The sequence below is a fragment of the Denitratisoma sp. genome (assembly GCA_032027165.1).
Classification (GTDB): Bacteria; Pseudomonadota; Gammaproteobacteria; order Burkholderiales; family Rhodocyclaceae; genus Desulfobacillus.
This window is the reverse complement of the sequence record JAVSMO010000001.1, coordinates 1610639-1632785: the sequence shown is the minus strand read 5'-3', so window position 1 is coordinate 1632785 and position 22147 is coordinate 1610639. Positions and strand designations below refer to the sequence as shown.

Here is a 22147-nt window from a genome sequence, read left to right as displayed (position 1 = left end):
TCCTGGCGCTCACCTCTCGCAATTCCCTGCAGGACTGGCTGGCCCATATCGAGCGGCTGCATGCCCAGCCGATCGCGCTGGGGCTGGAGCGCGTCCTCGCCGTGAGGCGCACACTCCGTGCGGAGCAGACGGTGCCTGTCATCACCGTCGGCGGCACCAACGGCAAGGGCTCCACCTGTGCGATGCTGGAGCGCATCCTGCTCAGCGCCGGCTATCGCGTCGGCTTGTACACCTCGCCGCATCTGCTCGACTACAACGAGCGGGTGCGCATCGATGGCAGGTCGGCTTCCGTTGATGCGCTATGTGAATCTTTTGCCAGGGTGGAGGCGACGCGCGGCGATATACCGCTGACCTATTTCGAGTTCGGCACCCTGGCGGCCTGGCAGGCATTCTCCGCGGCCGGTGTCGACGCCGTCGTCCTCGAGGTCGGGCTGGGCGGCCGGCTGGACGCGGTGAACATCTTCGATGCCGATTGCGCCATCGTTACCTCGATCGATCTCGACCACATGGACTACCTCGGCGAGACACGTGAGGCGATCGGTTTCGAGAAGGCGGGAATTTTCCGCGCCGGCTGTCCGGCCGTTGTCGGCGACGCCAAGCCGCCGCAGAGCCTGCTTGAGCACGCGGGCAACATTGGTGCCGACCTGCAGGTACTCGGCAGGGATTTCGGCTACCTTGCCGAGCAGGGGCAATGGACATATTGGGGGCGCCGCGGCCGGCGGAGTGGGCTGGCCTACCCGGCCCTGCGCGGCGCCATCCAACTGGCGAACGCCAGCACGGCAATTGCCGGACTGGAGGCGCTGGCGGACCGGTTGCCGGTGTCCATGCAGGACATCCGCCGCGGCTTGATCGAGGTCGAGTTGACTGGACGCTTTCAGGTGCTGCCGGGACGTCCGACGGTAGTGCTGGACGTCGGCCACAATCCGCAGGCCGCCGGCGTGCTGGCCGACAACCTCGGCAGTATGGCCTTCCATCCGGAAACTTGGGCGGTGTTCGGCATGCTGGCCGACAAGGACATCGCCGGAGTGATCGAGCGCGTCAAGGGCCGTATCGACCACTGGCTCACGGCTGGCCTGCCGGGTCCGCGTGGCATGGATGGCGAGGCGCTGGCTGGCATCCTGGCAGGCCAAGGCATTCGCGCCGATGCGTGTTTCGCTTCGCCCGCTGACGCCTATCGCGCAGCCAAGGATCGGGCAGGGGAAAATGATAGAATTATTGCCTTCGGTTCCTTCCTCACCGTGGCCGGTGTGCTGTACGCGATAGACGATGAGCGAAAACGACGCACAACTTGAGCTGAAGAAGCGCGCACGCCGCCGTCTGGTGGGTGCCGTTGCCTTGGCAATACTGGCGGCCGTCGTGCTGCCGATGGTCATGGATCAGGCTCCCAAGCAGCAACCGGTGCAGGATATCCAGATACGCATTCCCGCACAGGATGCCGGCGCCTTTACTTCCCGCATTCTGCCGGTCAAGCCGGGGGCGACCCCGACGCCCTTGCCGCCGGCTGCCGTTTCGGAAGCGAAGTCCGCCGAACCGGCCAAGCCTGAGCCGAAAGTCGAGACCAAGGCTGGACAAAAGACGGTCGCCAAGGCAGAAGTCAGTCCTGGCAATACGGCGAGCAAGCCAGCCGAGGCCAGGCAGACGACAAAAAAGCCTGAGGAAGCCAAGGCCAAGCCGGCACCTGCTGCGGCGAGCGGCGAGCAATGGGTGGTCCAGCTTGGCGCCTATCGCGACCAGGCCAATGTGCGCAATTTGACGGCAAAGCTCAAGCAGCAGGGCTACAATTTTTATACGGAAGCGCTGTCTTCCCCGGATGGCAGCGACAGGACGCGCGTGCGGGCCGGTCCATTCCCGAGCAAGGAAGCGGCCGAGGCGGCGCGCGATCGCATCAGGCGCATCGGCGTGGATGGCGTCGTCGCGCAGAAATAGCGGCGGTGACGGTATTTGATTACGCGGTAGTGGCGATTGTCGTCGCCTCGGTCTTGCTCGGCGCCTGGCGCGGGCTGGTGAGCGAAGTGCTCGCCCTGGTGGCCTGGGTGGCGGCGCTTCTGGCGGGACGTGAGCTGTCGCCCGGAATGGCGCCGGTCTTCAGCGAGTGGCTGAAGGAGCCGGCACTCCAGTATGCGGCGGCCTTTGCCGTTATAGTCGTGGCAGTACTGGTAGCGGTGGCGTTGACCCGCCTGGCCCTTTCCAAGCTGCTGCGCGCGATCGGGCTGGGGCCGCTGGATAGATTTCTCGGCTCCGTGTTCGGCGTCGCGCGGGGCGTGTTGGTGGTATTGCTGTGTGTTCTGGTCGGCGGCCTGACGATGTTGCCGCAGCAGGCGTGGTGGCGGCAAGCCTGGCTGGCACCGCCGCTGGAAACCGCGGTGCTGGCGTCCAAGCCCTGGCTGCCTGCCGCCGTGGCGAAGCGCATACGCTATAGGTGAAACATGTGCGGAATCCTGGGCGTCGTCGCGACGACGCCGGTAAACCAGCTTCTCTATGACGGTCTGCAGGTGCTGCAGCACCGTGGCCAGGACGCGGCCGGCATTGCCACCGCCGAGGCCGGCGTGTTCCACATGCACAAGGGTCCTGGGCTGGTGCGAGATGTCTTCCGCACGCGCAACATGCGCAACCTGCAGGGCAACTGGGGCATCGCCCATTGCCGCTACCCGACAGCGGGTTCGGCCTACAACTCCGCCGAATCGCAGCCCTTTTATGTGAATTCCCCCTTCGGCCTGATGCTCGCGCACAACGGCAACCTGACCAATGCCGAAGAGCTCAAGCGCGAGATGTTCCTGCAGGACCTGCGCCACATCAACACCAATTCCGATTCTGAAGTGCTGCTTAATGTCCTGGCGCACGAACTGCAGGCGGCGGCGACCAAGTACCAGCTCGATCCCGAGACCATCTTCAAGGCGGTGGCCGGCGTGCACCGCCGCGTGCGCGGCGCCTACGCCGTGGTGGCCATGATTGCCGGCTACGGCCTGCTCGCCTTCCGCGATCCCTACGGCATCCGCCCCCTGATCGTCGGCCGCAACGTCACGCCGGCCGGCAACGAATATCTGGTGGCTTCGGAGAGCGTCGCCCTCGACACGCTCGGCTTCCAGATTCTGCGCGACGTGGCGCCGGGAGAAGCGGTGCTCATCGACATCCAGGGCAATTTCCACAGCAAGCCCTGCGCCGAACACACCTTGCGCGCGCCCTGCATTTTCGAGTTCGTCTACCTGGCCCGCCCGGACTCTCTGATCGATGGCATCTCCGTCTACGAGAGCCGCGTCAAGATGGGCGAGCATCTGGCGGAGAAGATCCGCCACACCCTGCCGCACATCGACATCGATTCCGTCATTCCGATTCCCGATTCCAGCCGTCCTTCGGCCATGGAACTGGCCACGCGCCTCAACCTTCCCTACCGCGAGGGCTTCGTCAAGAACCGCTACATCGGCCGCACCTTCATCATGCCCGGACAGGCGCAGCGGCGGAAATCGGTGCGGCAGAAGCTCAACACCATCGCCCAGGAATTCCGCGGCAAGAGCGTGCTGCTGGTGGACGACTCCATCGTGCGCGGCACGACCAGCAAGGAGATCGTGCAGATGGCCCGCGATGCCGGGGCGCGCAAGGTGTACTTCGCTTCGGCGGCGCCGCCGGTGCGCTATGCCAACGTCTATGGCATCGACATGCCGTCGCGCCACGAGCTCATTGCCAGCGACCGCAACGACGAGGAAATCTGCCGGGAGATCGGCGCCGACGGACTGATTTACCAGGACCTGGATGCGCTGAAGGCGGCGGTGCATTCGCTGAATCCCTCGATCACGGTATTCGAAACCTCATGCTTCGACGGTTGTTACGTCACGGGCGACGTCAGTGCCGAATACCTCAATAGTGTCGAGAACCAGCGTAGCGATGGCAACCTGAGCGGGGAGGATGGCGAAGTGGCCCAGCTCGACCTCAATCTCGTCGTGGCGGATTGACAGGAAACCGAACCGCGTGTAGCTTCCGAACTGCGCCGATTTGATATCAGCTTGCGGGCGCTTAATAAATGCGGCTAAAGCGAGGGGAAAACCCGGTCGCTCAGCTGCGCCGGGTTTTTTGTTTTGGGGCCTGAATTATGGACAAGGAATTCGATTTGGACACGCTGGCAGTGCGCGCGGGCATACAGCGCAGCCAGTTCAACGAGCACGCCGAGGCGCTCTATCTCACCTCGAGCTTCGTCTTCGAGAATGCAGCGCAGGCGGCGGCCCGCTTCTCCGGCGAGGAAGCCGGCTTCGTCTACGGCCGTTTCTCCAATCCCACGGTCAGCATGCTGCAGGAGCGCCTGGCGGCGCTGGAAGGCGGCGAGGCCTGCATCGCCACGGCCAGCGGCATGGCGGCGATTCTGTCGACCGTGATGGCGCTCATGAAGGCGGGCGAGCACATCGTCGCCTCGCAGGGCATCTTTGGCGCGACGCAACAGTTGTTCGGCGGCATCCTGTCGAAGTTCGGTGTCGATACCACCTTCGTCGCCTCGAGCGATCCAGCGGCCTTCAGGGCGGCGTTGCGGCCACAGACGAAGCTGGTCTTTATCGAAACACCATCCAACCCTCTTACCGAAGTCTTCGACATCGCCGCGCTGGCGGAAGTCGCCCATGCGGGCGGCGCGCTGCTGGCGGTGGACAACTGCTTCTGTTCGCCGGCCTTGCAGCGTCCGCTGGTCCTTGGCGCCGACCTGGTGATTCATTCCGCCACCAAGTATCTCGACGGACAGGGCCGCGTCCTGGGCGGTGCAGTGGTCGGACGCAGGGCGCTGACCGAGGAAATCTTCAAGTTCCTGCGCACGGCAGGACCGTCCATTTCCCCATTCAACGCCTGGGTGATCCTGAAGGGGCTGGAAACGCTGCGCATCCGCATGGAGGCGCAATCGGCAACGGCGCTTGAACTGGCGCGCTGGCTTGAGCGGCAGCCGCAGGTGGCGCGGGTGTACTACCCCGGGTTGCCCTCGCATCCGCAGCATGCGCTGGCGATGCGTCAGCAGAAAACGGGCGGCGCCATCGTCTCCTTCGAAGTGAAGGGCGGCCGCGAGCAGGCCTGGAGGGTGGTGGATGCGACGCGCCTGATTTCGATCACGGCGAACCTGGGCGACACCAAGAGCACCATCACCCATCCGGCCAGCACCACGCACGGACGCATCAGCGCCGAGGCGCGCACCGCTTCGGGGATACAGGAGAGCCTGCTGCGCGTGGCCGTGGGCCTGGAGTCCATTGCGGACCTCCAGGCCGATCTGGCGCGTGGGCTGGTAGCGATTTAGGCGGGGACAGCCGGCCATTCAAGCAGCCGGCAGCCGGCCGCATCGCAGGCGAGGTAGCCGCCCTTTTCGTACCAGTCCGGCAGCACCCAGCGCTCGCAGGCAAGGCCATCGATTTCCAGCCGGTGATGGGCGGGACGGTGCGTGTGGCCGTGGATGAGCCGCTGGCTGCGGTGAAAAGTCAGTGCCCGCAGGACGGCGGCCGGATTCACGTCCATGATCTCCATCGGCTTGACGCGTTTCTGTGCTTCGCTTTCGCGGCGTAGGGCTTCGATCTGCGCCTTGCGCTGGGCCAGCGGCAGGGCGAGGAAGGCCTGCCGCCATTCGGGCGAGCGCACCTCGCTGCGAAAGGCCTGATAGGCGCCGTCGTCGGTGCATAGCATGTCGCCGTGCATGAGCAGGGTGGTTGCGCCGGCGATCTCGGTCAGCGCCGGATCGGGCAACAGTTTCAACCCGGCGGCACGAGCAAAGGTTTCGCCCGCGAGAAAATCGCGGTTGCCCGCCATGAAGCAAATCGGGACGCCGGATGCGGACAGCTTCTGCAGGGAGGCGCAGACGCCGGCATTGAAGTCATCGCCGAGATCATCATCGCCGGCCCAGTATTCGAACAGATCGCCGAGGATATAGAGCGCCTCGGCCTCACTCGCCGGGCCGGAGAGAAAATCCAGGAAGAGCCGACTGATCTTCGGCCGGCTCGGGCAAAGATGGAGGTCGGAGATGAACAGGGTCGTCATCGCCGTCCCCGCCGATGTCAGGCGACCTCGGCCTTCTGGATGATCACGTCCTCGACCGGCACATCCTGATGGAATCCCTTGCTGCCGGTCTTGACACCCTTGATTTTGTCGACGACGTCCATGCCTTCGACCACCTTGCCGAAGACGCAGTAGCCCCAGCCCTGGCCACTCGGTGCGGTGTGGTTGAGGAAGGCGTTGTCCTTGACGTTGATGAAGAACTGCGCGGTGGCCGAATGTGGATCGCCGGTGCGCGCCATGGCGATGGTGTAGCGGTCGTTCTTCAGGCCGTTGGCGGCTTCGTTCTGGATCGGCGCATTGGTCGGCTTCTGGTTCATGCCCGGCTCGAAGCCGCCGCCCTGGATCATGAAGCCGTCGATGACGCGGTGGAAGATCGTGTTGTCGTAGTGGCCGGCCTCGACATAGGCGAGGAAGTTCTTCACCGTCTCGGGCGCCCTGGCGGCGTCCAGTTCGAGGACGATGGTGCCGAAATTGGTGTGCAGCTTGACCATGTTGTCTCCTGATTATTTGACGGGTTTGGCTTCCGGCAGCAGCCGGGCGGATTCGATGATGACGGGGGCGATCGGGACATTCTGGTGGAAGCCGGCATTGCCGGTCTTTACCTTGGCGATCTTCTGGACGATGTCGAAGCCCTGGACGACCTTGCCGAACACCGCATAGCCCCAGCCGTCGCGCGAAGGGTAGTCGAGGAGGGCGTTGTCGACGAGATTGATGAAGAACTGCGCCGAGGCGGAATGCGGATCCTGGGTGCGCGCCATGGCCAGCGTGCCGGTGGCGTTCTTCAGGCCGTTCTTCGCCTCGTTCTCGATCGGCGCGCGCGTCGGCTTCTGCTTCATGCCCGGCTCGAAGCCGCCGCCCTGGATCATGAAGCCGTCGATGACACGGTGGAAGATCGTGCCGTTGTAGAAGCCGTCCTTGACGTATTGCAGGAAATTCTCGACGGTCTTCGGCGCCTTGTCGGCATACAGTTCGATGACGATGAGCCCCTGGTTCGTCTTCATTTCGACGACCGGGTTGGCGGCAAGAACGGACAGGCTCAAAAGCAGGCCGGCGGCCAGCGCGAACAGCTTCTTCATTGCAGGATTTCCTTAAAAAAGAGAAGCGGGCTTATGCGCCGCCTTCGTAGACGATCTTCCACGCGCCGTCTTCCTTCATCCAGTACTGGCGCTTCTTCATGGTGTTGCTGAGGTTGCTGCTACGGTAGTCCTGGTCGAAGGTGACGACCACCATTTCTTCCTTGCCGGGATCTCGGAACATGCTGATGTTGTCCGTGCCGACCCTGATCCACTGCTTGCCGGCGTTGACCTGGCGCTTCTGCGCCGACCATTGCTCGAAGCTCTGGTTGCCGGACTGAAAGCGCTTCGAGTAGTGGCGCAGGTACTTGTCCGTGTCAAGGCTTTCCCAGTCGCCGCGCCATGCTTCGATGCTTCTGGACAGCGCGGCGCGCTCGGCCTGCCAGTCGTCGAGCGAGAGCCATTCGATGCTGTTGGAGATGATTACCGGGGTGGTGCCGATCTGCAGGTTCTTCGCCAGGGCATCGAGATCCTGGTTGGCCAGCACGACGCAGCCGTCAGAGGCCTTCGGAGGCCGGGAGAAAGTGTCGGAGGGCGTGCCATGCAGCCAGATGCCGTGGCCGTTGCGGCCCTGGCGCTTGTCCCACTCGTTCGGATAGCTGATGGGGAAGGCGCCGCTGCCGTAGAAGTCGGTCAGCTTCTGCCGTGGCAGGCTGGCGGTGACATGGTAGACGCCGATGGGCGTCTTCTTGTCTCCTTCGCGCACCTTTTCCGAACCGGCCTTGCCGTGCGAGATGTAGTAGTCGGCAACGAAGCGTGGCTGGCCGTCCATGTTGCGGTAGAGATAGAGGCGGGCCTTCTGCGTGTCGACCACAACGGCAAACTTCTGCTCGGGATGCATTTGCAGGAGGTAGCGTGGCACGTAATCGGCCGGCGGCTTGTCTCGATAGGCCTTCAGGCGGGCAACGGCCTCCTCGCGCAGATCGGCGAGTTTGTCCTGCGGCGCATTGGCGGCATTGCCAAGCGTCCTGAGCGGCCGTGCACGGGCCAGGAGAAGGTCGCCCTTGATCAAATGCCCAAGCCGGAAATTGGGGTAGGCCTTGAGCAGCTTTTCGGTCTGGGTGAGCGCAGCATCGAGTCGGTTCTGCTCGATATGGGCGAAGACTAGGGCCAGCATCGGCTCCGGGCCCGAGTCTGAATAGGTTTGCTCGGGGGCGGCGGCGCCTACCGTAGCAGTGGCCGCCAAGCAGAGAGCTGCAGCGAGGCTTCGAAAGCGCGTGCGGCCGAGCATCAGTTGGCGACCCGTTCCTGCTGGATCAGCCACCTGCCATCGCGCCTGACCATCACCATCGCCTTGGTGGCGGCGGTCTTCAGTTTGCCTGACTTGTAGTGCTGACGGAACTTGACGGTGGCCCGGTCGCCGTCCACCGCGACCTGAATGCTCTCGACGCCGACCTGGATCGGCTCGGGCTTATTGATGCGGCGTGCGCGTTCTGCTTCCCACGCGCTGCGAGGCTCGCCGCCCGGCGTCTGGAAGTCATGCGCATAGGAGGCGAGGTAGGCCTTGATATCCTTTTTCGACCAGGCGGCCGCCCAGTCTCGGATTGCCTTTTCCACGTCCTGCCTGCCGCCGGCAGCAGGTTTGGAATCGGTTGCCGGGACCGGCTTTGGTTCAGCAGCGGGCTGGACGGCAGAGGCTGCCGGCTCAGGCTTGGCGACTGGAGCCGGCTCGGATTTGGCAACCGGCGCGACTACCGCCTTTGCCGCCGGGGCAGCGGCCACCTGCGCCTTGCTTGCCGGGTTGTGTGATGCCAGAGTCGTCGGGTGGGCAGAGACGCTCATCAGGTCGCGGATCAGGGCCAGCTTCGATTGTGCGCTGGCGTTCGAGGAATCGATCTGCAGTGCCTTGTCGTAGGCCTGGCTGGCCATGCGGGCGTAGATGTCGCCGAGGTTCTCGTGCGCCGTAGCGTAGGAGGGGTGGGTGCGGATGGCCATTTCCAGTGCGTTCTTGGCCTTTTCGAACTGGCGCTGCTGGGCGTAGAGCACGGCGAGGTTGTTGTAGGGTTCCGGCAGTTCCGGGTAATCCTCGGTCAGCTTGGTGAAGACGGCGATGGCGTCGTTGTGGCGGTTCATTTCCGTCAGGATCAGGCCCTTCATAAAACGCGCCTGGGCGTCCTTCGGTTTGGCCGCCAGGACCTGGTCGGTTTTCTCCAGGGCCGGGCCGAACTGGCCCTGTTTCATGAGCCGGCTGGCTTCCTGCAGGGCGTCGGCGCGGACGACGGTCGGCGTCAGGGTGAGAATGCCTGCGCAAAGCAGCGCAGCAAGGGCGTGCGGGAGGGCGAAAAAGCGACGTAGTGTCATTATGTTATACTTCTCGGCCATAGGCATTTGAATAGTCTGGCATTCTAGCAAGAACGGCAGCAGATCAACAATAATCGCCGTTTTCCAATCGATCCGTCCCCGATGTTGAAAATCCACAATACCCTGCTCCGCGACAAGCAGGTGTTCGCTCCCATCGAGCCTGGTCTCGTCCGCATGTATGTCTGCGGCATGACCGTGTACGACTATTGCCACCTCGGCCACGCCCGCGTGCTGGTGGTGTTCGACATGGTGGCGCGCTGGTTGCGCGCCAGCGGATACAAAGTCGTCTACGTGCGCAACATCACCGACATCGACGACAAGATCATCCGGCGGGCGCAGGAGAACGGCGAGCCCATCCAGGCACTGACCGACCGCTATATCGCCTACATGCATGAGGATGCCGCGGCGCTGGGTGTCCTCAAGCCCGACCACGAACCGCGTGCGACGCAGCACGTGGCCGCCATGCAGCGGCTGATCGCAGCGCTGGAGCGAAACGGCTATGCCTACGTTGCCGCCAATCGGGACGTCTGCTACAGCGTACGCAAGTTCGAGGGCTACGGCCGTCTTTCGGGCAAATCATTGGAGGATCTGCGCGCCGGCGAACGGGTCGACATCGTCGAAGGCAAGCATGACCCGCTCGATTTTGTCCTCTGGAAGCACGCCAAGGAGGGGGAGCCGGCCGAGGCGAAATGGGATTCGCCCTGGGGCAGCGGCAGGCCCGGCTGGCACATCGAGTGCTCGGCCATGAGCTCGGAACTGCTGGGGCCTCATTTCGACATCCACGGCGGCGGACAGGACCTGCAGTTTCCCCACCACGAGAACGAGATCGCGCAGAGCGAGGGCGCGCACGGCTGCCGCTTTGTGAACTACTGGATGCACAACGGCTTCGTGCGGGTGGACGACGAGAAGATGTCGAAATCTCTCGGCAACTTCTTCACCATCCGCGAGGTGCTGAAGCAGTACGATGCCGAGGTGGTGCGCTTCTTCATTCTGCGAGCCCATTACCGCAGCCCGCTCAACTACTCTGATGCTCACCTGGACGATGCACGCGGGGCACTCACCCGGTTGTATACCGCGCTCAAGGGAGTTATTCCGGAAGCCGCGATCGTCGACTGGAGCGAGTCGCATGCGGCGAAATTCCGCGAGGCGATGGACGATGATTTCAACACGCCCGAGGCGATCGCCATCCTGTTCGAACTGGCCAACGAGGTGAATCGCTCGCGATCGGCCCGGGCAGCCGGCCAGCTCAAGGCACTGGGGGCCGTGCTGGGCCTGCTCGAACGCGACCCGGTGGCGTTTCTCCAGGGGGCGCCGATAGCGGGCGGCCAGCCTGATGTCGCCGCGATCGAGGCACGCATCGCGGCACGCGTTGCAGCGAAAAAGGCCAAGGATTACGCCGAGGCAGATCGCATCCGAGCGGAACTGCTGGCCGAGGGCATCGTCCTGGAAGACAAGCCGGGCGGCGCCACGGAGTGGCGCCGCGCCTGAGAGGATTTACGGTCAGTGCAGGAACTGGCCGGTTTTGCTGATGATCGAGAGATCGACGAAGCTGGTCCCGGCGCGCCTGCCGTTCGAGTAGTCGATCACGAAGCCGCCCAGGTCGTAGTTGCTCAAGGTTTCCAGCGCGGCAATGAGTTTTTCCCGAGACAAGTCTTTGCCGGCGCGGCGTAGCGCCTCCACGAAGACCTTCGCCGTCAGATAGCCTTCCAGGCTGTTGTAAGTGATGTCCTTGCTGTTGGCTTTCTGGGCGGCTTCCAGGAATTCCTTGGAGATGCCGTAACTGGTCCGCTGAGGCGATGGCACTACTTGGGCGATGACGATGCCGTGGGCGTTCGCCCCGAGATCGGCGAGCAGGGCCTTGGCGCTGAGTACCGAGACACCGAAGAATTGCGGGCGCTCACCGGTTTTCAGGTATTCGCGGATGAAGGCGGTCGACGCCTTGCCGGCGGTTACCATGATGATGGCGCCCGGCTGGGTCTGCGCCACTTTGGCCACGGTAGACGCAAGCGTGTCCAGCTTGTTCATATCGATGGGCGCTTCAATGACCGGCTTGACGCCCTGGCGCTCAAAGGCTCCCTGTGCCGACTTCAGTCCCGCCTTGCCGAAAGGATCGTCCTGATAGACCACCGCAATGGATTTCACCCCGGTGGACTTGAGTTGCTCCACCATTTTTCCGGTCTCGTCGCTGTAGCTGGCGCGCGTATGGAAGAGCAGTTTCAGTTTCTGATCGCGCAACCCGTCCGAGCCGCTCAAGGAACCGACCACTGGTACCCGGTGCTCGCCGACGAGGGGCATCGAGGCGGCCGTAGCGCCGGTTCCGATAAGGCCGAAGAGAGTAAAAACCTTGTCCTCGAGCAGCAGTTTTCTTGCATTTTCCGCCGCCAGCTTTGGATCGAACTTGTCATCGTACGAGAGTAGTTTGATCTTGCGGCCGTGGATGCCACCCTTGGCGTTAACCATGTCGAAGTAAATCTGTGCGCCTGCACGATACTGCAGGGCCGGTTCGGCCACCGGGCCGGTGAATACGCCAGTCTGGCCGATCAGTATGCTGCCCGCAGTGATGCCGGGATCTGCTGCTCCTGCGGGCTGAATGTGGCTCAGTGCGACAAGCAACAGGGGAAAGAACGCGATGCACAACCGCTTCAGGGTTGAGTTCATGTGTGACCTCCTCCAAGTCATTGAGAATGCATCGGTCTGCGGAGGCCGTATTTCCTCTCCCAAGGATATTAAAGCGATACCCAGCGGGAAAACCAAGCTCTGATGTCGTATCAGCAGAAATAGCCGCTGCTGACAGAGAATGGTTCTTAAGGAACGGCTAGCATCCGTGCCTGTCTTTTTTGATCATGATACATAAAAACACGGAATAAGCCTATTAGATGTATTTGAATCGCGGATGGAACTTGATGGGCGGATGGGCGAGGGGCGCCATGCCGCCTTTCCGGCTTGCGTCTGCCGCGCGGAGGCGGTTTGGGGTTATCCGCCGAAGAAGTCCTTGACCTTGTCCATCCAGGACTTGGCGCGCGGGTTGTGTCGGGAACCATCCTTGACGTTGATCGCCTCCAACTCGCGCAGGAGTTCCTTCTGGCGCTCGGTGAGGTTGACCGGCGTTTCCACCACCACGTGGCACATCAGGTCGCCATATCCGTGGCTGCGCACGCCCTTGATGCCCTTGCCGCGCAGGCGGAATACCTTGCCGCTCTGGGTCTCGGCCGGGATCTTGATCTTGGCCAGCCCGTCGAGGGTGGGAATCTCGATCTCGCCGCCCAGCGCGGCAATGGTGAAGCTAACCGGCATTTCACAATGCAGGTCGTCGTGGTCGCGCTGGAAGACCTGGTGGGGCTTGATGTGGATCTGCACATAGAGGTCGCCTGACGGGCCGCCGCCCACGCCGTGCTCACCCTCGCCGGAGAGGCGGATGCGATCGCCCTCGTCGACCCCCGCCGGGATTTTCACCGACAGTGTCTTGTGCTGCTTGACGCGCCCGGCGCCGTGACAGGTCTGGCAGGGGTCGGCCACGAAGCGCCCGCTGCCGTGGCATTTCGGGCAGGTCTGCTGGATGGAGAAGAAGCCCTGCTGCATGCGCACTTGGCCGTGGCCGTGGCAGGTCGGGCAGGTCGAAGGCGTGGTGCCCTTCTTGGCGCCGCTGCCGCCGCAGGCGTCGCATTGTTCCATGGTCGGGATACGAATGCGCGTCTCGGTGCCGCGTGCCGCGTCTTCCAGCGATATCTCCAGGTTGTAGCGCAGGTCGGCGCCGCGATAGACGCCGCCGCGGCCGCCGCCGCGACCGCCGCCGAAAATGTCGCCGAATATGTCGCTGAAGGCATCGGCGAAACCGCCCATGTTGCCCGGACCGCCGGGACCGAAGCCGCCCGCTTGCGGGTCGACGCCGGCGTGTCCGTACTGATCGTAGGCGGCACGCTTTTGTGCGTCGGAAAGGATTTCGTAGGCTTCCTTGGCTTCCTTGAAGTGTTCTTCGGCCTTGGGGTTGTCCGGATTGCGGTCCGGATGGTGCTTCATGGCCAGTTTGCGGTAGGCCTTCTTGATCTCGTCATCCGACGCATCGCGATTGACGCCGAGCACTTCGTAAAAATCCCTTTTTGCCATGTCTGCTCACCGGCTGGTCTTTGTCGTGCAAAGGCCGAGTCAAGTCACGCGAGAGCGCCTGCTTGAACTCGGCCGGCTAAAACGGTGCCTTGGCGTCCGCCTTAACCCTTCTTGTCCTTCACTTCCGTAAACTCGGCGTCGACCACGTCGCCTTCGTCCTTCTTGCCACCGGCATCGCCAGCCGGTGCGCCGCCCGCCGCACCGGCCGCCGCCTGCTGTTCGGCATAGATTTTCTCGCCGAGTTTCTGGCTGGCCTGGGCCAGGGCGGTGGTCTTGGCCTCGATGGCGTCCTTGTCGTTGCCCTTCATGGCTTCCTCAGCTTCCTTCAGGGCGGCCTCGATTCTGCCCTTCTCGTCGGCGTCGATCTTGTCGCCATAATCGGCCAAGGCCTTCTTCACCGAGTGGATCATGGCGTCGCAGCCATTGCGCGCGGTGACGATTTCGAGCGCTTTCTTGTCTTCCTCGGCATGCGACTCGGCGTCCTTCACCATGCGGTTGATCTCGTCCTCGCTGAGGCCCGAACTCGCCTGGATCTTGATCTTGTTCTCCTTGCCGGTGGCCTTGTCCTTGGCCGAGACGTGCAGGATGCCGTTGGCATCGATATCGAAGGTGACTTCGATCTGCGGCATGCCGCGCGGCGCCGGCGGGATGTCGGTCAGGTTGAACTGGCCCAGACTCTTGTTGCCGGAGGCCACCTCGCGCTCACCCTGGAGGACGTGGATGGTCACGGCAGACTGGTTGTCGTCGGCGGTGGAGAAGACCTGGCTCTGCTTGGTCGGGATGGTGGTGTTCTTGGCAATCAGCTTGGTCATGACGCCGCCCAGCGTCTCGATGCCGAGCGACAGCGGCGTGACGTCGAGCAGCAGCACGTCCTTCACTTCGCCCTGCAGTACGCCGCCCTGGATGGAAGCGCCAATGGCGACGGCTTCGTCCGGGTTCACGTCCTTGCGCGGCTCCTTGCCGAAGAACTCCTTCACCTTTTCCTGCACCTTGGGCATGCGGGTCATGCCGCCGACGAGGATCACGTCGGCAATGTCGCCGACCTTGACGCCGGCATCCTTGATGGCGGTGCGGCAGGGCTCGATGGTGCGGGCGATGAGGTCCTCCACCAGCGATTCGAGCTTGGCGCGGGTGATTTTCATGGTCAGGTGCTTCGGGCCCGAGGCGTCCGCCGTGATGTAGGGCAGGTTGATCTCGGTCTGGGTGGAGGAGGACAGTTCGATCTTGGCCTTTTCCGCCGATTCCTTCAGGCGCTGCAGGGCGAGCACGTCGTTCTTCAGGTCGACGCCCTGCTCCTTTTTGAACTCGGTGACGATGTAGTCGATCAGGCGCTGATCGAAGTCCTCGCCACCGAGGAAGGTGTCGCCGTTGGTCGACAGCACCTCGAACTGGTGTTCGCCGTCGATTTCGGCGATATCGATGATGGAAATGTCGAAGGTGCCGCCGCCCAGGTCATACACCGCGATCTTGCGGTCGCCTTCCTTCTTGTCGAGGCCGAAGGAGATGGCCGCCGCGGTCGGCTCGTTGATGATGCGCTTGACCTCCAGGCCGGCGATCTTGCCGGCGTCCTTGGTGGCCTGGCGCTGGCTGTCGTTGAAGTAGGCCGGCACGGTGATGACGGCCTCGGTGACTTCCTCGCCGAGGTAGTCTTCCGCCGTCTTCTTCATCTTGCGCAGCACCTCGGCGGACACCTGCGGCGGCGCCATCTTCTGGCCGCGCGCTTCCACCCAGGCGTCGCCGTTGTCCGCCTTGACGATCTTGAAGGGCATCAGGTCGATGTCCTTTTGCACTTCCTTTTCCTCGAAGCGGCGGCCGATCAGGCGCTTCACCGCGAAGAGGGTGTTCTTGGCGTTGGTCACCGCCTGGCGCTTGGCCGAGGCGCCGACCAGGATTTCGCCGTCGTCGGTGTAGGCGACGATGGAGGGCGTCGTGCGTGCGCCTTCGGAGTTCTCGATGACCTTGGGCTTGCCGCCCTCCATGATGGCCACGCAGGAGTTGGTGGTGCCGAGGTCGATGCCGATGATCTTTCCCATGATGGTTCCTTGAATGCGTTGTTAAGCTTGTGTTCGATATGGGGTTTTCGTCCTGGTTTTCAAGCGCTTTTGGCTTTCGAGACGACGACCAGCGCCGGACGGATCACCCGGTCGTTGAGCCCGTAGCCTTTTTGCAGGACGTTGAGCACCCGGTTCGGCTCCCCTTCGTCCTCGATGGCGCTGATGGCCTGATGCTTGTGCGGGTCGAATTTCTCGCCAAGCGGGTTGATTTCGGCCAAGCCGGATTTCTCGAAGGCGGCAATGAGCTGCTTCAGGGTCAGTTCGACGCCATTTCGCAGGCTTTCGGCTGTGCTGTTTTCGGCGGTCAGCGCCGCCTCCAGGCTATCCTTGACCGGCAGCATTTCGCTGGCGAATTTCTCGGCGGCATACTTGTGCGCCTTGGCGATGTCCTCCTGGGCGCGGCGGCGCAGGTTTTCCGTTTCCGCCTTGGCGCGCAGCCAGGCATCGTGGTGTTCCTCGGCCTTCAGTTCGGCTTGACGCAGCAGCTCCTCCTGGCTGGGCATGGCGTCGATCTGGCCATCCTGGCGTGCGGCAGCGGGGGAGGGCTGCCCGCCCGTCGGGGTCTGCTCGATATTGGGCGAGGCTGGTGGCGTGTCTTGCATGCGTCTTCTCCCTGTGACGATCTCTGCAGGTTTGAGGCGGATTTGGCTTTTTCAAGGGGGCGGATTGTAATTCATGAGAGCCGTTCGTGCCCGGTGCCCTTGCTGCCCGATTCCGGCTGGCCTAGCATGCTCGGATGGGCAAGACGGATCAGATCGAGGCGATTGACCAGTACCGGGTTCTCCGGGTACTGGGACGTGGCGCCACGGCCACCGTTTACTTGGCCGAGGCGCCGGGGCGACCCGAGCCGGTGGCGATCAAGCTGGTGCGTTTCGACGGGAGTGCGGACGAAGCGCAATGGACGCGCCGGCTGAAAAAACTGTTCGCCACCGAAGGGGCGATGGCCAGGAAGCTTGATCACCCCAATATCATTCGGATCTACGATACCGTTCTCGATGAGGACCAAGCCTACATCGTGATGGAGTACGTCACGGGACGGGAGTTGTCCGAGTTCTGCTCCTTCGACAAGCTGCTGCCCCTGCATCGCGTGGTCGGCATCGTCTTCAAGTGCTGCCTAGCCCTGGACTATGCCTTCAAGCAGGGCATCGTCCACCGCGACATCAAGCCGGCCAACATCCTTGTCGACGACCAGGACAACGTCAAGATCATGGATTTCGGGCTGGCGCTTAACACTGCCAAGAAGAGCGAAACCGATTCGACCTTCATCATGGGCGTCGGCTCGCCGGCCTATATGTCGCCGGAGCAGATCAAGGGCTATCCGCTCAACCAGAAGACCGACCTCTATTCGCTGGGTGTCGTCCTGTTTCACCTGCTCACCGGGCGGCTGCCTTTCCGCGCTGCCAATTCGGCCCAGCTGGTCTACAAGATCGTCAATGCCGATCCGCCGATGCCGAGCCAGATCAACCCGAACGTGCCCGCATCCATGGACAACATCATCCGGAGGGCGCTGGAAAAGGATCTGTATTCGCGTTACCGCAATGGCGCGGAAATGGCGCAGGACCTCTCGGCGGTGCGCTTTCAGGTCGTCGACGACAATTGGGTCGCGCTCGACACCTCGCGGCTGGATACGCTGAAGAGGCTGGAGTTCTTCCGCGGCTTCGAGGAGGTAGAGTTGTGGGAAGTGCTGCGAATCAGCACCTGGCGCGAGATCCCGGCGGACGTTCTGCTCATGAACGAGGGCGACGAGGAATCGGGCTTTGGCATCATCATCGAGGGCGAGGTGGAGGTGTCGGTGGAGGATCGTGCCATCTGCCGTCTGGGCGCGGGCGAGGTGGTCGGCGAGATGGCCTACCTCAACCAGGATGCGCCGCGCCGCTGCGCCTCGATCGTCACCCTGACACCGATCGTCTATCTGGATGTGAACAACGCAGCGCTGGCCCTGGCCACCGAGGAGTGCTTCGAGCGATTCCAGAAGCGGCTGGTGTCCACCGCGATCCGGCGGTTGGCCGCCGCGGACCAGAGCCTGGCAAGCCACGGCGAACAGGCCCACAAGCCGGCTGCGAGCGACAAGCTGGAAATCGAACTCGACCTGGAACCCTTGGACGAAACGCCGACGGCCATCGAGCCTCTGAAGAGAAGCTGATTAGACCGTCAGGTCGATCTGCTGCGTTGTGCCGGCCTGGCCATTCTCGGTGAGGTAGACGCCGCTCGAACGCACGGCGCCCAGGGAGTCGTTGCCGGGGCTGCGCAGATCGAAGGGGGTGGACAGGCGATCCAGGGAGAGGGCGCCGACATTGCGTTGCCGCAGCGTCGCCATCGTGCCGCCGGTGCCGGCCGCGGGCGACCAGATGCGCAGGCGGTCGAATACGGCATCGTTTTCGTCGATCCAGCGATTGCCGTCGGCATCGTACTTCGCCAGATCGGCGTAACCGTCGCCGCTTAGCGGGCCGAACAGTTCCGCACCGGAGGTGATTTTCCCGTCGCCATTCAGATCCAGGGCGAGGTAGCCGCTGCCGCGGCCCAGCAGCGGCACGTCTTCCGCCGTCCCGTTGGCATCCAGGTCGAAGCGGAAGCGGGTGGACGACAGTTCCGCTGCCTTGCCATCGAAGTTCAGCACGAGCGGATCCTTGCGGCGGGCATCTCCGGCGCGCAAGGAGATGCTGCTTTCCTCATGCCAGACACGCTCCATGGCTAGCTTCAGGTCGAAGCGGATTTCCCGTCCGTCCGCCGTGCGCACGGTGCCTTGCGCGGAGAAGGCGGTGTGCTCGGCTTCGTCGCGGATTTCGCGGTAATCGTATTCCACGCCCCAGCCGGCATTGCCGCGCGCCGGCGGCTGTTTCGGGTCCTGCACATCCGGCGCTTCGGCGCCACCCCGGATGTCTGCCGCCGAGACAACCCTGATCCGGCGTCCCGTCAGCATTTCGATCATGGATTTGATGAGCTGCAGCTCAGGTCTGCCTTCCGCTGCTCCCTCCATGTCCTCGACGGCTTCCGCCTCGGCAGACTGGCTCGCCCGGGCGGCTGCGGAGACGTCGACAAGCGCGGACGGCGAGTTCCCGCCCTCGAAGTCAGGGCGCTGCGGACCGACCCAGGTGCGCAGCGATTCGCGCACCTGCCGGTGCGAAATTTCGGCGTGGCCGGATTCCATCTGAAGACTGGCGTTGGCGATTTTCACGCGGGCTCCCATCCAAAAGTCAGTCGCCAGGGGACGGCGATTTGCCGGTTGTTGCAGCGAAATCGTGCAATCCGAAGAGATGGTGAGACGCGCCTGGCGCGGCGAAAGAAGCTGGCCCGGGAACGGAGCTTTCGCAGAAAGTAAATGTTCGCGGCGCGATTCGTGCGTCAGGGCGTCTCAGGAATCAGTAACGGCACGAACGGCAAAAACTTGAGCCTTTTCGGACTTTCCCGCCCCATGGCGAAGGGGGCTCAGGATTGGGTGGTGATCCAGCGCACCAGATTACCCGTATCCATGGCGCCGGACTGGCGCGCGATTTCACGGCCGTTGCGGAAGACGATGATCGTCGGGATGCTGCGGATGCCGAAGCGGGCGGCGATCTCCTGCGCTTCCTCGGTGTTCAACTTGGCGAGGCGGCAGTGCGGCTCGAGCTGGTGGGCGGCCTGGGCGTAGGCCGGTGCCATCATGCGGCAGGGCCCGCACCAGGGCGCCCAGAAATCCACGACCACCGGGATGTCGCTGCGGCCGACATGACTGTCGAAGGAGTCGGCATTCAGTTCGACGGGGTGGCCGGAAAACAGGCGCTGCCTGCACTTGCCGCAGGTGGGCTGATCGGCCAGGCGTTCGGCCGGAACGCGGTTGGCGGTGCTGCAATGGGGGCAGACGATCACGAGCGGGCTGGACATGGGTGGGCTCCATAATCAGGTTCGCTATCCACATGAAGGCGCGGTGCGGGGAATTCAAGGCGGATTTCGCGTTTCACGATGCCGTGTACGCTAAAGTTTTATCCGGAACTGCCGAGAAAGCACTTCGACGACCCATCATGGAGAGCGAAGTGAAGCAAAAGTCCCCGATCTACGGCGTTACCCGTGTCGATAACGAAAGCAGCCGCACCCACGGTTGGCTGGTGACCATCCAGAGGCGGGGTGTCATTTTCCGCAAGCAGTTCAGTGATGGCGTGCTCGGCGGTAAGGCGAGGTCGCTGGCGGCGGCCAAGGCCTATCGCGACGAAATCGTCGCGAAGCATCCGCCGCTTTCCAGGCGGGAGCACGCCGAGATCGTCAAGAAGAACAATAAGTCCGGCGTGGTCGGCGTGTGCCGCTACTGCGCGTCCGAAACAAGCCAGAAGCCGAGCGCGGAGAAGCGCTGGTTCTGGGTCGCTTCCTGGGTGCTGCCAGACGGACGCGCCAAGCGGGTCAAGTTTTCCGTGAAGAAATACGGCGAGGAAGGCGCCTTCAAGATGGCGGTCAAGGCCCGCCGCGGCGCGGTCAAGCAGATGGCCGGAAATTTTGATCCCGGCGCAACGCGTCGCAAGAGACGCATGTCGCGGGTGTGATTCGGGCTGTATTCAAGCCGCCGGGTGGTCTCGGATCAGGCCGGAGAGGGCTTCGATCCATTCGTGCCGTTCGTTCAGGCAGGGAATGTAGCGAAACTCCGTTCCGCCCGCGGCAATAAAGGCCTCCTTGCATTCCATCGCAATTTCTTCGAGGGTTTCAAGGCAGTCGGAGACGAAGCCCGGGCAGATCACGTCGACCCGTCTTACGCCGTCCCGCGCCAATGACTCGAGGGTCGCCTGGGTGTAGGGCTGCAGCCATTCTGCCGGCCCGAAGCGGGACTGGAAGGTGATCGCGTAATCCGATTCGACCAGCCCGAGTTCCGCCGCGAGCAGCCGTCCGCTTTCGAGGCATTGCCCGTAATAGGGGTCGCCGCGTTCGATGCTGACCTTGGGCAGGCCGTGAAAGCTCATTACGAGTTTTTCGGGGCGCCCATAGTCCATCCAGTGGGCATTGATTCTGGCGGCCAGCGCCGAAATGTAGCCGGCGTTGTCGTGGAAGCTTTCTACCGCGTCGATCTTCGCAGTCCGTGGATTGCGCCGGAGCCATTCGTTTACGGCATCCATCGCACTGGCCGTGGTGCTGACGGAATATTGCGGATAGAGCGGCAGAACCAGAATCCGCGCGCACCCCAGCGACTTCAGGCGGTCCAACTTGCCTGCCACAGAAGGCTCCCCATAGCGCATGGCCCACTCGATGACGACGTTGCTTTGCCCGGACTGGCCCAGATAACCGCGCAGGAGCTTGGCCTGGCGCTCGGTGTGCACCTTGAGCGGCGAGCCTTCCGCCATCCAGACCTTGGCGTATTTTTCTGCGGATCGCTTTGGCCGGGTGTTGAGGATGACCAGGTGGAGCACCAGCCACCAGAGTGCCCGCGGCAGTCCGACGACGCGCGGATCCCATAGGAATTGCTTCAGGTACTTGCGCAGTGCGGGCGGCGTCGGCGCCTCGGGCGTGCCGAGGTTGATGAGCAGGACCGCCGTCTTCCCGGCCATCCCGTCCGGCTTGGCTTGGGTCATGGTGCGGACAGGGCGCTCGAGAGCAGCTTGGCGGTGATGTCGACGATGGGGATGACGCGTTCGTAGGCCATGCGTGTCGGGCCGATGACGCCGACCGAGCCGACGATGCGGCCGTCGACCTCATAGGGCGCGGTGATGACACTGCACTCGTCCAGCGGCGCCAGCCCCGACTCGCCCCCGATGAACACCTGCACGCCTTCGGCGCGGTTGCTCATGTCGAGCAGTTGCACCAGGCCGGTGCGCTGCTCGAAAAGGGCGAACAGTTCGCGCAGGCGGTTCATGTTGGAAGAAATATCCTCCACTTCCAGTAGGTTCTTCTCGCCGGAGATGACGTACTGTTCCGAGGTGTCGGCGACCGCTTGGTTGCCCGCTTCCATGGCAGCCGTCATCAGTTCGGTCATGTCTGCGCGCAACTGGCGCAACTCCTCATGCACCCGGCTGCGGATTTCGCCGAAGTCCAGGCCGGCGAAGTTCTGGTTGAGGTAGTTGGCCGCGCTGACCAGTTCGGCCGGGGTGTAGGTCCGCTGCGTGAACAGGATGCGGTTCTGCACATCGCCGTCCGCCGTCACGATGATCAGCAGGATGCGCTTCTCGGAGAGACTGAGGAATTCGATCTGGCGGATCTTCGGCGTGACGCGCCGCGGCGCGATCACCACCCCGGCGAAGCGTGTCAGTTCGGAGAGTAGTTGGGAGGCGGAACTGATCAGGCGCTGCGGCTGGTTGGGCTGCAGTTGCTCCTCGAGTTCGTGGATCTGCGCTTCTGGCAGCGGCTGCACGGTGAGCAGGCTGTCCACGAAGAAGCGGTAGCCGCGCGGCGTCGGCACGCGCCCGGCCGAGGTATGCGGGCTGGCGATGAAGCCCAACTCCTCCAGGTCCGACATGACGTTGCGCACGGTGGCCGGCGAAAGCTCGAGTCCGGAGTATTTCGACAGGGCGCGCGAACCCACCGGCTGGCCTTCCGCCACATAGCGTTCGATCAGCGTCTTCAGGAGAATCTGGGAGCGTTGGTCCAGCATTGGCTTCATTTTATTGAAAATGGAGGCTTCGTGCCGCAATCGCAAGGGGGGATTTGTGGTTA

21 protein-coding genes are annotated in these 22147 nt (G+C 63.2%); 8 read left to right on the top strand and 13 right to left on the bottom strand.

Annotated features, from left to right (window positions below; genetic code table 11):
• Positions 1 to 2: 2 nt before the first annotated feature.
• The 5 genes from folC (at position 3) to ROZ00_08000 (ending at position 5260) form a co-directional block, all read left to right on the top strand.
• Entirely contained in the window at positions 3 to 1292 is a 1290-nt protein-coding gene (gene folC / locus ROZ00_08020) for a bifunctional tetrahydrofolate synthase/dihydrofolate synthase (GenBank protein MDT3736153.1), read from the top strand.
• Positions 1267 to 1926, top strand: coding sequence for an SPOR domain-containing protein (locus ROZ00_08015; protein ID MDT3736152.1), 660 nt, complete (start codon positions 1267 to 1269; stop codon positions 1924 to 1926). Before folC ends, ROZ00_08015 begins: the two co-directional genes overlap by 26 nt.
• A gap of 5 nt (positions 1927 to 1931) precedes the next feature.
• A complete protein-coding gene (locus tag ROZ00_08010; protein ID MDT3736151.1) occupies positions 1932 to 2423 on the top strand; it encodes a CvpA family protein in 492 nt (163 codons plus the stop codon).
• A gap of 3 nt (positions 2424 to 2426) precedes the next feature.
• Positions 2427 to 3947, top strand: a complete 1521-nt coding sequence (gene purF, locus ROZ00_08005) for an amidophosphoribosyltransferase (protein MDT3736150.1) — start codon at positions 2427 to 2429, stop codon at positions 3945 to 3947.
• A 137-nt stretch (positions 3948 to 4084) separates the two neighbouring features.
• Complete coding sequence (locus tag ROZ00_08000) at positions 4085 to 5260, top strand: O-succinylhomoserine sulfhydrylase (protein ID MDT3736149.1); 1176 nt, start codon at positions 4085 to 4087, stop codon at positions 5258 to 5260.
• On the opposite strand, the gene ROZ00_07995 is transcribed toward ROZ00_08000, so the two are convergent.
• From ROZ00_07995 to ROZ00_07975, 5 genes are all read right to left on the bottom strand, one after another.
• Entirely contained in the window at positions 5257 to 5991 is a 735-nt protein-coding gene (locus tag ROZ00_07995) for a UDP-2,3-diacylglucosamine diphosphatase (GenBank protein ID MDT3736148.1), read from the bottom strand. The genes ROZ00_08000 and ROZ00_07995 overlap by 4 nt on opposite strands.
• A 17-nt stretch (positions 5992 to 6008) precedes the next feature.
• Entirely contained in the window at positions 6009 to 6500 is a 492-nt protein-coding gene (locus ROZ00_07990) for a peptidylprolyl isomerase (protein ID MDT3736147.1), read from the bottom strand.
• Positions 6501 to 6512: 12 nt separating this feature from the next.
• On the bottom strand, positions 6513 to 7085 hold the full coding sequence (locus tag ROZ00_07985; protein MDT3736146.1) for a peptidylprolyl isomerase: 573 nt from the start codon (positions 7083 to 7085) through the stop codon (positions 6513 to 6515).
• Between the two features lie 31 nt (positions 7086 to 7116).
• A complete protein-coding gene (locus tag ROZ00_07980; protein MDT3736145.1) occupies positions 7117 to 8199 on the bottom strand; it encodes a L,D-transpeptidase family protein in 1083 nt (360 codons plus the stop codon).
• 113 nt (positions 8200 to 8312) lie between these two features.
• A complete protein-coding gene (locus tag ROZ00_07975; GenBank protein ID MDT3736144.1) occupies positions 8313 to 9383 on the bottom strand; it encodes a tetratricopeptide repeat protein in 1071 nt (356 codons plus the stop codon).
• A 102-nt stretch (positions 9384 to 9485) separates the two neighbouring features.
• On the opposite strand from ROZ00_07975, the gene cysS reads away from it, so the two are divergent.
• Entirely contained in the window at positions 9486 to 10871 is a 1386-nt protein-coding gene (cysS, locus tag ROZ00_07970; GenBank protein MDT3736143.1) for a cysteine--tRNA ligase, read from the top strand.
• Positions 10872 to 10883: 12 nt separating this feature from the next.
• On the opposite strand, the gene ROZ00_07965 is transcribed toward cysS, so the two are convergent.
• The 4 genes from ROZ00_07965 to grpE all read right to left on the bottom strand — a co-directional run bounded on the left by ROZ00_07965 (position 10884) and on the right by grpE (position 16143).
• Positions 10884 to 12041, bottom strand: a complete 1158-nt coding sequence (locus ROZ00_07965; GenBank protein ID MDT3736142.1) for an ABC transporter substrate-binding protein — start codon at positions 12039 to 12041, stop codon at positions 10884 to 10886.
• A 315-nt stretch (positions 12042 to 12356) separates the two neighbouring features.
• A complete protein-coding gene (gene dnaJ / locus ROZ00_07960) occupies positions 12357 to 13487 on the bottom strand; it encodes a molecular chaperone DnaJ (protein MDT3736141.1) in 1131 nt (376 codons plus the stop codon).
• A 101-nt stretch (positions 13488 to 13588) separates the two neighbouring features.
• Entirely contained in the window at positions 13589 to 15520 is a 1932-nt protein-coding gene (dnaK, locus tag ROZ00_07955) for a molecular chaperone DnaK (GenBank protein ID MDT3736140.1), read from the bottom strand.
• A 59-nt stretch (positions 15521 to 15579) separates the two neighbouring features.
• Positions 15580 to 16143, bottom strand: a complete 564-nt coding sequence (gene grpE / locus ROZ00_07950; GenBank protein ID MDT3736139.1) for a nucleotide exchange factor GrpE — start codon at positions 16141 to 16143, stop codon at positions 15580 to 15582.
• Positions 16144 to 16277: 134 nt separating this feature from the next.
• Here grpE and ROZ00_07945 point away from each other — a divergent pair, with 134 nt between their 5' ends.
• The gene (locus tag ROZ00_07945; protein ID MDT3736138.1) at positions 16278 to 17684 is read left to right on the top strand and encodes a serine/threonine-protein kinase; all 1407 of its coding nucleotides are present in this window, start codon (positions 16278 to 16280) and stop codon (positions 17682 to 17684) included.
• On the opposite strand, the gene ROZ00_07940 is transcribed toward ROZ00_07945, so the two are convergent.
• Entirely contained in the window at positions 17685 to 18716 is a 1032-nt protein-coding gene (locus tag ROZ00_07940; protein MDT3736137.1) for a hypothetical protein, read from the bottom strand.
• A 251-nt stretch (positions 18717 to 18967) separates the two neighbouring features.
• The gene (gene trxC / locus ROZ00_07935; GenBank protein ID MDT3736136.1) at positions 18968 to 19402 is read right to left on the bottom strand and encodes a thioredoxin TrxC; all 435 of its coding nucleotides are present in this window, start codon (positions 19400 to 19402) and stop codon (positions 18968 to 18970) included.
• Between the two features lie 32 nt (positions 19403 to 19434).
• On the opposite strand from trxC, the gene ROZ00_07930 reads away from it, so the two are divergent.
• Complete coding sequence (locus ROZ00_07930) at positions 19435 to 20052, top strand: AP2 domain-containing protein (protein ID MDT3736135.1); 618 nt, start codon at positions 19435 to 19437, stop codon at positions 20050 to 20052.
• A 12-nt stretch (positions 20053 to 20064) separates the two neighbouring features.
• Here the strand turns inward: ROZ00_07930 and hemH are convergent, their stop codons facing one another.
• Complete coding sequence (gene hemH, locus ROZ00_07925) at positions 20065 to 21069, bottom strand: ferrochelatase (protein ID MDT3736134.1); 1005 nt, start codon at positions 21067 to 21069, stop codon at positions 20065 to 20067.
• Positions 21066 to 22085, bottom strand: a complete 1020-nt coding sequence (hrcA, locus tag ROZ00_07920; protein ID MDT3736133.1) for a heat-inducible transcriptional repressor HrcA — start codon at positions 22083 to 22085, stop codon at positions 21066 to 21068. Before hrcA ends, hemH begins: the two co-directional genes overlap by 4 nt.
• Between the last annotated feature and the right edge of the window lie 62 nt (positions 22086 to 22147).